The sequence below is a fragment of the Lachnoanaerobaculum sp. Marseille-Q4761 genome, assembly GCF_017565785.1.
GTDB lineage: Bacteria > Bacillota > Clostridia > Lachnospirales > Lachnospiraceae > Lachnoanaerobaculum.
Map to the genome: position 1 here is coordinate 445,758 of NZ_JAGEKB010000002.1, position 12,654 is coordinate 458,411.

A 12,654-nucleotide genomic window follows, 5' to 3' on the forward strand; every position below is an offset into this window, starting at 1 on the left:
AAAAATCTATGAAAAGTTATTTCCCCTTTTCATAGATTTTTTAAGTAAAATTATCTTCTGTTTTCCTGTGCGGTCCACTTAAAGTTTGGAACCAGCTCCTGCCACTTGCTTATACCAAGGATACTCTTTGCAAAATCGGTATTTTCAAGAGTGTATTTGGACTTATCAATATATCTGAATACTGTCCACAGCTTTCTTTTGGATACCGCCTGAATATCATCACCGACATTCATGCTGCAGGTCCAAAGTCCGAAAGAAAGTCCATGTCTTACCTCAAGAGGCGCATCCACCTGGCGGCTTAATATATATGCTTCAATATACGGATTTGAATCCACCAGATAATATGAATATGCAAATGCCGCAGCCTGCTCATTCTCTATATTACCTCTTTCAGGATTTGTAGCTGTAAAGCCCTCCTCTGTAAGCATTATATGTCTTACGGAACCGTCATGCTTTTTAAGCGCATCCTGTGCAAAATAATCTGTAAGCTTATTCAGATTTGCAAAATTTATTACAGGAGAATCAAAATTATCCTTTATCCATCCTGTCTTCTCGCCGTCATCCCAGAACTCGGGCTCCGTCATAGGTGCCGGATACGGGTGATATGCAAGTCCCCAGTCAATATCTCCATGCTCAAGCACAAGAGAATTAAAATAGTCTACAATCTGCTTTCCGCCATATTTATTTTTATTGTTTATTTCATTATTCCAGTTATAGTCCAATGAATAAAATACTCTGTCTGTGGAAGAAGTTGATTTGATTGCATTATAGAATATTCTGAATGCCTTCTCATATCTTTTGGTATAACTTCTTACATCCATATCACCAACATAATTCCACTGCTGGTTATTTATCTCATTTCCTATTATCCAATTGGAAACCTTGCCATGCTTATTGTCTTTTCCATTATATCTTTCAGCCAGGAAAGAAGCTATAGCCTCTGTAGTCTCCGCACCCTCTTTTGATGATGCATTAAACATATAGTAGAATATACTGTCTCTTCTTGGCATATTCGGATACATAAGCTCAGGATGTGCCTCATTATATCCGTTTAGAATAATAGCCGTAACAGTCATATCCTTTCCGGAAAATGCACTTATTGTCTTATCATAGCTTTCTACAACAGCCTTATTAAAATGGTATGTTTTGCCATTATAATTATAATCAATACCGTTACCGAGTATTTGATTGAAGGCAATATTTGTAGATGCATGCTTTACTCCAAGATTAAAAGCGTCATCAAGCATTTTCAGCTCGATTTGCAATCCCTTCTTAGATGCCTGTGTCTTATATGCATCGTTATTACCCGCAATCGCCTCAGGATTTGTAATATACTTAGGCGGACTTACTTCAATATATTTTATTCCGTCAAATACCGCTACCACATAGCTGTTATACAATCTGCTGTTTGCAATGCCCTTATTCAACTGATATGATTTTTTAACATTTCCGGCACTTATCTTCTCAAGATAATCGCTTCTGCTTCCTATCCCGTCCTCATACGGCTGTAATTCGAAAAGATAAAAATTGCCGTCGGTTCCTGCCATATCTCCTGAATTGTTCATAGTAATGTCAACTGTTGCCTTATCTGCACCGATTACTACCGATTCAATGCTTGATGTTGCACCGAGGGCATATGCCTTATTATGTATTCCAAATCCCAACATTGTTACAATAGCAAATGCAGACGCCAGTTTTATTAAATTTTTCTTCTTCATCTTGCCTCCTTCTTTATGTATTATAACTTATTTAACAAAATCCTTTGTTAATTTTTTTTTACGGTTTTGTTATTTACATAGTAAGTCTCCGATTGGTTTTTATTACAATCTTATACACACCGTACTAAATATTTTCAGTAAGGATACAGTATTTATAAAGATAAACAGCAATATAATATTTCTTCTTATATCATTTTTTATTATTATCTTATTATTTTTTAATATCAACAGTATGGGCAATAATATAGGAATAAAATATCTTCCGCTGACTCCCTTAATAAACTCGGAACTTATCGGAGTCCATGCAATAAGCATAGACAACAGCACAAGAAAAATAACAAAGAGCATACTGATGCTGCTAAGTATCTTTTCTTTGGCTGTAAGAAATATCTCCTCCCCGTCTCCAAAAAGTGAAAGTATCAAACCTATATTGAGTGCCAAAAATCCTATATATGGTATTCCTATTACTTCATCCGCATGCCCCATATAAAACCCAAGCATTGTTTGATGATAGTATTCAAGCTGCAAAATTATAGTATTATAAAAAAGCTTTACTGCCTTAAATTTATTATGTAATAAATAACTTATTGTATAGCTTTCCTCTCCCGCCCACTCAAGACTTGAGGTACTTCCGGTTGAATATCCGATTACAGCAGACCTGTTTATCAGATACATTGCAAATACCCATGATAAAAGCACCACAGTCGCACTAAAAAGATAAAATATGGCATTTTCTTTTTTTATTTTGCCGTCAACCTCTCCTCTAAGCTTAAATTTATACATAGGTATTGTAAAAAGCAGCAATAAAACCGGAAAATATACCATCTTACATGGCAGTACAAATCCCGCAATAATTGATATTATAATCAAATCCTTTATATTAAAGCTGCTTTTTTCATGTACAAGATAAAAAACATAGGATACTAAAAAAATCATACTTGAAATCATGACCGCATCATATGAATATGATGATGCCAATTCCAATGTGGTGGGAAGCAGGCTAACCAAAAAAACAAACTCTTTAAATTTTGGAAGAAAATATATTCCCAAAGTTCCAAGTACTATAAATAAAAGCAGATTTGCCATTCTTCCAAAAAACACAAGATATAAAGTATTAAGATTTAAGACTCTGCCTATACTGATGCCCAGAGCCGGCAAAAAATATACACTCGGTATTGTATTTACAGGTGAATGTAATGACTGGGCCTTTTTATAATCTTTCCCGCTAAAACTAATATAATTATTATTGCTGCGACTATTCCCTTCCCCATAAAAAACTTTATAAGAAGCCTCTTCCAGTTTGCTTGAAATAATTTTCCCATAACTTCCTCCATTCGGTATCAAAACTCCCTCTTCCATACTCTTTTTTTCATCAAAAGTATACTCACCGTCTACATCTTCAATCCATAAATCTCTTGCTCTTACTATCACATGACCGTCTTTTACCGTTGCCTGCTCTCCCAAAATCTTATTTGAAATTTTATAGGCTGAAATAAAATGTGCTATCTCATCCGGTGCGGACATAACAGGAAATACAAACATATAAGCAAGTCCCAATATAAGCATTACTACAGGATATATTTTTACAAGACTAAGTTTTGTGAAACCCAAATATATACCTGAAAGCAGTAAAACAATAAAAAATGTCACCGTTAAAATAAGATATATACTATTTAAAAATGAATCCCCGGTATTTAGTGTCCCCATTTTTACATACAAACTTTGAATATACGCAATTATAATAAATCCCGGTATATAAATCGATAAACATAGTATTTTTTTCATAAACTCTCCAAATAATGCTTGTACTTTTTATAAATAGATATTACACTGTAATTACCAATATTGTAAAGGAGGATATTATGGCAGGTTTAAAAAAATTAATGTTTTTAGCAACTGTTGCAGGTGCTGCGGCAGCCGGAGTGTCATATATGCTAAAGTATAAAGAATATCAGAAAGAATTAGAGGGTGAGTTCAAGGAATTTGAATCAGAGATTCCTGAAAGTAAAAGAAATGATGCCCCTATCAATAGAAAATATACAGCTCTTAAGTCAACTACAGACGAGTTTGTTACAGCTGCAAAGGACACTGCAAACAGCGCAAAGGGTATGGCAAGTGCAGCCAAGGAAATGCTTAAGGATGTGGCAAGCATTATAAGCGACAATGTTTCAGCTGCCGGTGATGTGGCAAAGGACAGCGCAAAGCCTATCTTTAAAAAGGCTAAATCAAGCGTTGAGCCTGTTGTAGATAAGGCTAAAGCCGCCGCTACACCTATTATCGAAAAGGCTAAAGAAAAAATCGAAAAATCGGATAAAAGACCTGATGAAAAGGAAAGTGATATCGATTCGGATATAGAAGTTGAGTTCTATGAGATGGATTCTGATGAAGACAAGAAAGATCTCGCACAGAAAATAGATGATATCCTTGAGAGTGATTCTAAAAATAATTCCAAAAAGAAATAAAGAGGCCACAGGCCTCTTTTTATCTGTCTTTAAATGAGATATATTCGTGTAACTCTCCCACATACTTGGTTGCAGGTCTCATTATTCTACCGTCATATAATTTGTTTTCCACATTATGTGCCACCCAGCCTATATTTCTTGCTATAACAAATAATGGGGTATATAAATCCTCAGGGATTCCAAGCATATCATAGGCAAAACCTGAATACAAATCTACATTTGAAGAAATAGTATTTCCCTTTCTTTCAAACACGACCTTTTTTACAGTCTTTTCAAATTCCTCATAGAAATGATATTCCTCAAGTCTTCCCTTATCCTTTGCCACACTCTCACAGTATTCTCTTAAAAGTTCCGCTCTCGGATCTGTTATAGTATAAACCGCATGTCCGAATCCATATACCAATCCGCTGCAATCAAAGAAATCTTTATCAAGCAGTCTGTTTGCAATATTTCTTATTTTTTTCTCATCTGTGGTTATTCCTATTTCATCCTTAATTGCCTGCATCATCTTTACAACCGAGATATTTGCACCGCCATGCTTTGGTCCTTTTAACGAACCTATGGATGCGGCTATAGTGGAATAAATATCAGTGCCTGTGGATGATACCACCACATTGGTAAATGTTGAGTTGTTTCCGCCGCCATGATCCGCATGTAAAACGAGTATTGTATCAAGGAGTGCAGCCTCATTTTTTGAAAATTTCTGATCAACTCTTAGCATTTGCAAGATGTTTTCAGCCATTGACAGCTTGGCATCAGGATAATGTATTATAAGGCTGTCATTATAAAAGCAATGTCTCTTTGCCTGATAAGCATAACACATAATCACAGGTAAAAATGCCGATATTCTAAGCCCCTTAACTAATGTGGAGTATACATCCACATTATCAGGTTCGTCATCATAATTATAGAGAGTTAACACAGCATTTTGAAGCACATTCATCAAATTTTTGCCCGGATTTCTTAATAAAACACTCTCGAAAAAATCATTCGGCAAAGTATACATACTTCTGAATGCCTTTGAGAAATTATCAAGTTCCATTTTATTTGGCAGGAAACCGAATAAAAGTAAAAACATTACTTCCTCATAGCCCCTGGTGGATTTGGCACTGCCGTTTACCAGATCGTTTAAGCTATATCCTCTATAGTATAATTTACCGTCAACATTTGTTTTTACACCGTCTACTATATCATAGCCAACTACATCCGATACCTTTGTAAGCCCTACTCTTACTCCTGTCCCGTCTTCATTTCTAAGTCCTTTTTTAACATTGTATTCGCTAAAAAGGCTGTTTTTGATTTCATTATAGTTTTGGCTCTTACCGAATTCCTGTGCCAAAAAGCTGTGATTATCTATCATATTATTTTTTACCTCTAATCTTTAAATATTCAAGTACCAGATCCACACCCTGATCAAGTGTTATCTTTGATGTATTAAGCGGAAGATCATAATGTGTCATATCATCCCATTCTTCACCGGTATAATATTTATAATACTCTTTTCTGATCCTGTTATTTCTTTGCACCCTTCTAAGTGCCTCCTTGGCATCCACTCCGTCAACTTCCATAACTCTGTCTACTTTTTTGGAAAGGTCGGCATATACAAAGAGTGATATAAAATCCTCTTCTCCTGCCGAACTCAGTACAAAATTGGAGCATCTTCCTATCAATATACAAGATTCATTTGCCACCAATTCCCTGATAACTTCACTTTCAAATCTGAAAAGATTGTCGGGTGAAACTATATCATCTCCTATGGACGGCTTATTATTTGCATTTTTTATTCCACCGATTATTCTTTGTAATATATTATTGCCGGGCCTTTCATCATTCATTCTGAAGTATTGTTCTCCTACAGCCGAATGTTCGGATGCCATTTTTATTATTTCATCATCATAATATGGTATTCCAAGTTTCTCCGACAGTTTCTGCCCTATTATTCTTCCACCGCTTCCATATTCTCTGTTTATGGTGATAATAAGTTTCTTATCCATAGTCCCCTCCGTTTCGTTGTACTAATTTGCTAACATCATTCTGTCATTGGCAAACTCTCCGCCGCTTGCCTCTTCAAACTTTCTTAAAAGATCCTCCACCTTAAGACTTTTCTTTTCCTCTCCGCTTACATCATAAATAACTCTTCCCGAATGCATCATTATAAGCCTGTTTCCTATACTCAGAGCATCCTTCATATTATGAGTTACCATCATTGCTGTAAGCTTTTGTTCATCCACTATCTGCTTTGTAAGATCTAAAACGGTCTTTGCAGTCTGCGGATCAAGTGCGGCTGTATGCTCATCAAGTAATAAAAGCTTGGGCTTTTTTAATGTTGCCATCAAAAGTGTAAGTGCCTGTCTTTGTCCTCCGGATAAAAGCCCAACCTTTGAGGTCATTCTGGTCTGAAGTCCAAGTCCAAGTTTTGCAAGTATCTCCTTATAAAGCTCTTTTTCAGCCTTCTTAATACCCCAGGACAATCCCCTTGAATCCCCTCTTCTAAAAGCAAGAGCCAAATTTTCATCTATCTGCATTCCTGCACTGGTGCCCATCATAGGATCTTGAAAAACTCTGCCGATATATTTTGCTCTCTTATACTCAGGCATTCTGGAAATATCCACTCCGTCTATTATAATCCTGCCTCCGTCAATAGGATATACTCCGGCAACCATATTCAGCATGGTGGACTTACCCGCACCGTTTCCGCCGATTATTGTTACAAAATCACCCGGATTTAGATGCAGGGATAATTTGTTTAAAGCTTTCTTTTCATTTATAGTACCTTTATTAAAGGTTTTACTGACATTTAAAATCTCTAACATCTTATTCCCCCTTTGGTGAATAGGCTCTGTTTGCCTTTATTTTAGCACTCATTACCGGTACTGCAAGTGCCAATGCAACTATTATTGCCGAAAGCATCTTCATATCATTTGCGTCCATGCCAAGCTGCAATACAATACTCCTTATAACAAAGTAGACAATAGAGCCGACAACAGCTGCCAAAAGTTTCATCCAGAAAGATATTACTTTTCCGATTACCACCTCTCCTATAACTATTGCGGCAAGCCCTATTACAATAGCACCTGTTCCGGCATTGATATCCGCATACTTCTGACTCTGAACTATAAGACCTCCGGAAAGTCCTATAAGTCCGTTACTGATTATCAAAGCAAGCAGTTTTGCATGACCTGTATTTACTCCCAAAGCTCTAATCATTGCTTCATTATTTCCCGTTGCTCTAAGTGATGAACCAAGCTCCGTTCCAAAAAACCAATATAAAATAATTATAATAAATACTATAATAATACCTCCGATTATAACACCCGATACGGCATTACCGACACCTGCAGCATCTGTGAGCCATGAAAAAATTGTATCTGTCTTTAAAAGAGGTATATTACTCTTTCCCATTACTCTAAGGTTTATAGACCAAAGAGATATCTGTGTAAGAATACCTGCAAGTATTGCGGGTATTTCAAATATTGTATGCAATGCTCCGGTAACAAAACCTGCAAGCATACCCGCAAAGGTTGCAAAAACAAGTGCAAGTAAAGGATTCATTTTAAAATTTACAATCATTACCGCACATACACAGCCTCCGAAGGCAAAGCTTCCGTCCGCCGTCAAATCGGCTATATCAAGTAATTTATAGGTAATATATACCCCAAGAACCATTGCACCCCAAAGTATGCCTTGAGCAATGGCGCCCACTAATGCTGTAAACATTTATACCTCCGTATTTTATATTCTATATTTAAGCTTTCACTATTTTATAATATATCCAAAATAACTGCAATCTATAATATAGAATAATGATTTAATCAATTTTTTTATATTATCTCTAAAATAACAAATAAAACCGGCATATACCGGTCTTATTTATTATTTAAAAGCCTAGTTCATAGAAATATTTGATACATCTATTCCAAGCTCTTTTGCCACTTCTTCATTTATTGTAAGCTTACATTTATCCTTAGGTAAATAAGCTATAGGAAGCTCCGCCGGAGACTTGCCTTTGAGTATCTCTACAGCCTGCTCTCCTGCAAGTTTTCCAACCTCAAAATAATCGATTCCATATGTTGCCAATGCACCGTTTTCAACATGGGCGGATTCCGCTCCTATTATAGGAATCTGATGTTCCGTGGTGGCAATCATAGCCACTGTTGTCATACCTGCAGCTATAACATTATCGGTAGGTACATATATTGCATCCACCTTTCCAACCATTGACTCCACAACCGTCTGTATTTCATTTGAACTTGACACAGTATATTCCACACCGTTAAGTCCCTTATCTTTTAGTGCACTCAATGCAATATCCGCCTGCAACTTTGAATTTGCCTCGGCTGTGCAATAAAGTATTCCCACATTTTTAGCATCCGGTAAAATCTTTGTCAAAAGATCGATTTGATCAGCCACAGGTGTAAGGTCGGAACTTCCCGTAACATTTCCACCCGGTGCATCATTTTTCTCAACCAGTCCTGATTCGGCAGGATCTGTAACTGCGGTTATAACCACCGGAATATCTGATGTAACTCCTGCTACCGCCTGTGCTGCAGGTGTAGCGATTGCCAAAATCAAATCCTTCTTATCATTTACAAGCTTATTTGCAATAGTTTGTGCCGCAGATTGCTCTCCTCCGGCATTTTGCTGCTCAATACTTACTTCAATTCCCGATTCCTCAAGTGCAGCTACAAAACCTTCATTTGCCTTATCAAGTGCGGGATGCTGTACATATTGTAATACACCTATCTTTTTTGCATTTGCCGATACCTCTGAAGAAGTCTCTCCTGCTTCTGTATTTACATTGTCTGCTTTAGAACCGCATGCCATAAGGCTAACCCCAAGAAGCATAACCATTGCCATTGCCAAAATATTCTTTTTCATATACTCTCTCCTTCCATATATTACTGATATGCAAAGGATTATACTATATCTGTTTTATTGCGTCAAGACTTTAAACCTTAAAACTTTAAAGCAATAAAGTTTCTTATATTTTCAATATTTTTTAATCCTTCCCTATACCCTTCATTATACAGATTCTCCAGCTTATCGGCACTTCTTTCAAGTCTATGTACCACCACCTTTTTTTGAGGTCTTATTATAAGCAGCTTGCCTGCCTTTTGAAGTTCATCCATCTCTTCCTGCATCAAATTATATCTTTCAGGCACAGTCATAAGTTTTTCCAATAAATTAGGCAGCGGTTTAAAATACATTTTATAAATTGCTTCATCCAACTTATTTACAGGCTTTTTTCTATATCCGTCTTCCCTTGTAAGTATTACTATTGCCTTTTCATATCCCAGGTCAAAGGCTCTTTTATAGGCTATTGATGTAGAAATACCTCCATCCAGATATTTTCTTCCATCCACCTCTACCATCTTTGACATTACCGGCATAGATGCGGAGGCTTTTACAGCCGAGATAATATCACTACAACTATTTTTTTCAAAAAATTCGCTTTCTCCTGTTTTTACATCTGTAGCCACTACTTCAAATTTTTTATTATTGTCAAAAAAAGACTTTTTATCGAACAAATCCAGTTTATTTGAGATCTCATCAAATAAAAAATCAAAATTAAATATCTGCCTTTTTGTAAGCATATTTTTATAGCTTATATATCTTTTATCATGTAAATACTTCAGGTTTATTCTCTTGGATCTTCCCTTCTGTCTTGAAATATAATTCATACCGTTCATTGAACCTGCCGAAACACCGTTGACATATTCAATATATAATTTATTATCTAAAAGCGCATCCAAGACTCCGGCAGTAAAAATTCCTCTCAGAGATCCGCCCTCCAAACATAATGCTCCCTTTAATATTTCCATAATCTTACCTCCATATTTTAATATATTAACACCTTGATTGTAATTACTCAATCTGTTACAATCTATGCTATTGCATAATTAATAGAATATTATATATTCATATACAAAATTATTTAAAATGAAAGGTATTTTATGGCGGAAAAATTAGCTAAGACACTTATAGGAATGATGGGCGGACTGCTCTCATTAAGTTTTGGAAAGCAGTTAGTAGTATTTATAATATCCATGCTGCCCATCCTTGAACTCAGGGGTGGACTGATTGCGGCATCTCTTTTAGAGCTGCCACCTGTGGAAAGCTATATAATTGCAATTATAGGAAATATCATACCCGTTCCCTTTATACTGCTCTTGATAAATAAAATATTAAAAGCTATGGAAAAATCAAGATTCAAACTTTTTAATAAAATGCATTCATTCCTTCATAAGAAAATAATGAAAAACAAGGGTTCTATTGAAAAATACGGTTTCTGGGGACTTGTACTTTTTGTGGGTATTCCGCTTCCCGGCACGGGTGCATGGACAGGTTCCATAATAGCCGCATTTCTTGAGATGGACAGAAAAAAAGCATTTCTTGCAATATTCCTCGGAATGATAATGGCAAGTATTATAATGATGATAATATCCTTCGGGTTTTTATCAAAAGTTGTGTAAAATAAAAAACGCCTTTTTCGGCGTTTTTTTATATAGGTCCATTATTTAAAACCAATGTATCACCCACAAGTAAAGCGGTATCTCCATTTGGAATAATAAATTCGTCACCTCTTATTATAAGCATAACAAGACCGTCAAGCTCACCGGAAAGTTCTGAAAGAGTGGAGCCTTTTGAGAGCATCTTTTCGGTCAAAACTATTTCAGTCATATTATAATATTCCTCAAAGTCAATAGACTTTGCCGCAAGTACTATAGTATCACCACATTCAAGTACAGTCTGACCGTTCGGCACAATATCCTCACCCTCTTTTTTGACCAAAACAATCAGGGTATTCGGTGGGAGATTTATATCACTGATGCTTTTTTGACACCAGTTTTGATTTTCACCCACTGTAAGTTGTATAAACTCTATCGGAATTTCATCTCCGCTGTAATCAGAGAAGGTTTTCATTACATCATAACCCTCATCAATCATATCTATCCTTTTGGCAATAAACGGAAGCAGGCTTCCCTGTAATAATATTGAGAAAAGAACAATAAAAAACACATTATTGAATATATCATAATTTGCTTCTGTATTTAATAATGCCGTTATTGCAAAAACAATGGATGATGCGCCTCTAAATCCTGCCCAGGAAACCAAAAATATCTGATTCCATGTTGCCTTAAAAGGCTTCATAATAAGGCTGATAGCCACAGGTCTTACTATAAATGTTATAAAGCATGCCAGAATAAATCCCGTTCTCGCCACATATAAAAGTCTTGAAGGATATGCTATAAGTCCAAGTAAGAAAAAAATCAGGATTTGCATAATTCCTGTGATTCCGTCAAAGAAAGGAACCAGTTCTTTTTTCCCTCTTATATCCGAATTACCCAGTATAATGCCTGTAATGTACACACTCAGATATCCGTTTCCTCCCAAAGTATTTGAGAGCGAATAAGAAAGAAGTGCCACTGCAATCACCAAAACCATGGTAAATCCCGGAGTATGTATAATAAATCTGTTTATCACATATCTGAAAATATAAGCAATAACTATTCCCGATAATATTCCTACAAAGAGTTGTAAAAACAGCATACTTAAAATACCGACAGGGGTAATACTTCCCGCTATCATACTTATAGCTATCATTGTAAGCATATATGCAAAAGGATCATTACTTCCGCTTTCCACCTCTAAAATAGATGCGGTATTATACTTAAGATTCAAATGTCTGTCTCTGAGTATTGAAAACACGCTGGCAGCATCTGTTGACGAAATTACAGCTCCTATCAATATACTGTTCATCCATGAAAATTTTAAAATAAAATATGCAAATGCCGCAACAAATATTGATGTAAGTACTACTCCTACACTTGATAAAAGTCCCGCCTTTAAAAGCACCGGTTTCGCTTCTTTTATATTTGTTCCGAAACCTCCGTAAAACATTATAAAAATAAGTGCAAAGGAGCATATAGTTTCCGCCTGTTTAAAATCGTCAAATTTTATTTTAAAAATACCGTCGGAACCGAATACCATTCCAAGCAAAATAAATGCCAAAAGCATGGGTACACCTATTTTACTTGATATAAAATTCAGCATTATGCAGAGCAAAATAATAGCTGAAACAAGAAGAAGTATATGATTCATATCTATATTTCCTCTATTGCTCTAAAAAAGCAGCTTTTTTCACTCTCAGAGCAGGTAGGTCCAACAGCATACACCTTTACCAAAACGGCATTATTTTCAAAATTCAGGAATAATTCCCTTATATATTGAAAATTTCCGCTCTTTTCTCCCTGTACCGATGACCTGCCTTTATCTGTGCAGTAGTAGGTTAAAAGCCCGCTTGTCAGAGTTTTATTCCAAGCCTCCTCATTCATATAGGTATACATAAGTACGGAACTGTCTACATAATCCTGTACTATAACGGGAAGTAATCCGTCGCTGTTAAGTTTTAAGTCCTTCCACTCAAAATTTGTTTTACCATTATAAATCCTTGCATCATTATGTTTCATTAC

12 protein-coding genes are annotated in these 12,654 nt (G+C 35.9%); 2 read left to right on the forward strand and 10 right to left on the reverse strand.

The window, feature by feature from the left end; translation table 11 throughout:
- Positions 1 to 50 precede the first annotated feature (50 nt).
- Together J4O15_RS09280 and J4O15_RS09285 are read right to left on the reverse strand one after the other, a co-directional pair.
- Positions 51 to 1,718 (reverse strand): DUF5722 domain-containing protein, encoded by a 1,668-nt coding sequence (locus J4O15_RS09280; RefSeq protein ID WP_208100554.1) that lies wholly within the window; start codon positions 1,716 to 1,718, stop codon positions 51 to 53.
- 102 nt (positions 1,719 to 1,820) lie between these two features.
- Complete coding sequence (locus J4O15_RS09285) at positions 1,821 to 3,503, reverse strand: DUF2142 domain-containing protein (protein WP_208100555.1); 1,683 nt, start codon at positions 3,501 to 3,503, stop codon at positions 1,821 to 1,823.
- 77 nt (positions 3,504 to 3,580) lie between these two features.
- On the opposite strand from J4O15_RS09285, the gene J4O15_RS09290 reads away from it, so the two are divergent.
- Positions 3,581 to 4,180, forward strand: coding sequence for a hypothetical protein (locus J4O15_RS09290; protein WP_208100556.1), 600 nt, complete (start codon positions 3,581 to 3,583; stop codon positions 4,178 to 4,180).
- Positions 4,181 to 4,199: 19 nt separating this feature from the next.
- On the opposite strand, the gene J4O15_RS09295 is transcribed toward J4O15_RS09290, so the two are convergent.
- From J4O15_RS09295 to J4O15_RS09320, 6 genes are all read right to left on the reverse strand, one after another.
- Positions 4,200 to 5,540: a citrate synthase gene (locus tag J4O15_RS09295; protein ID WP_009220865.1), complete on the reverse strand. Its 1,341-nt coding sequence runs from the start codon at positions 5,538 to 5,540 to the stop codon at positions 4,200 to 4,202.
- Between the two features lies 1 nt (position 5,541).
- The gene (locus J4O15_RS09300) at positions 5,542 to 6,174 is read right to left on the reverse strand and encodes a cytidylate kinase-like family protein (RefSeq protein ID WP_009220864.1); all 633 of its coding nucleotides are present in this window, start codon (positions 6,172 to 6,174) and stop codon (positions 5,542 to 5,544) included.
- A gap of 21 nt (positions 6,175 to 6,195) precedes the next feature.
- Positions 6,196 to 6,993 (reverse strand): ABC transporter ATP-binding protein, encoded by a 798-nt coding sequence (locus J4O15_RS09305; RefSeq protein WP_208100557.1) that lies wholly within the window; start codon positions 6,991 to 6,993, stop codon positions 6,196 to 6,198.
- Between the two features lies 1 nt (position 6,994).
- The gene (locus J4O15_RS09310; RefSeq protein WP_208100558.1) at positions 6,995 to 7,897 is read right to left on the reverse strand and encodes an ABC transporter permease; all 903 of its coding nucleotides are present in this window, start codon (positions 7,895 to 7,897) and stop codon (positions 6,995 to 6,997) included.
- A 168-nt stretch (positions 7,898 to 8,065) separates the two neighbouring features.
- A complete protein-coding gene (locus tag J4O15_RS09315) occupies positions 8,066 to 9,058 on the reverse strand; it encodes an ABC transporter substrate-binding protein (protein WP_208100559.1) in 993 nt (330 codons plus the stop codon).
- Positions 9,059 to 9,135: 77 nt separating this feature from the next.
- Positions 9,136 to 10,002 carry a patatin-like phospholipase family protein gene (locus J4O15_RS09320; protein WP_208100560.1) on the reverse strand — a complete coding sequence of 289 codons (867 nt, stop codon included), beginning with the start codon at positions 10,000 to 10,002 and terminating at the stop codon, positions 9,136 to 9,138.
- A 132-nt stretch (positions 10,003 to 10,134) separates the two neighbouring features.
- Between J4O15_RS09320 and J4O15_RS09325 the strand changes: the two genes are divergently transcribed.
- Positions 10,135 to 10,653, forward strand: a complete 519-nt coding sequence (locus tag J4O15_RS09325; protein ID WP_208100561.1) for a COG2426 family protein — start codon at positions 10,135 to 10,137, stop codon at positions 10,651 to 10,653.
- A 28-nt stretch (positions 10,654 to 10,681) separates the two neighbouring features.
- Here J4O15_RS09325 and J4O15_RS09330 read toward each other — a convergent pair whose 3' ends face one another.
- Complete coding sequence (locus J4O15_RS09330) at positions 10,682 to 12,283, reverse strand: potassium/proton antiporter (RefSeq protein ID WP_208100562.1); 1,602 nt, start codon at positions 12,281 to 12,283, stop codon at positions 10,682 to 10,684.
- A gap of 2 nt (positions 12,284 to 12,285) precedes the next feature.
- Complete coding sequence (locus J4O15_RS09335; RefSeq protein WP_208100563.1) at positions 12,286 to 12,651, reverse strand: phosphoribosyl-AMP cyclohydrolase; 366 nt, start codon at positions 12,649 to 12,651, stop codon at positions 12,286 to 12,288.
- Between the last annotated feature and the right edge of the window lie 3 nt (positions 12,652 to 12,654).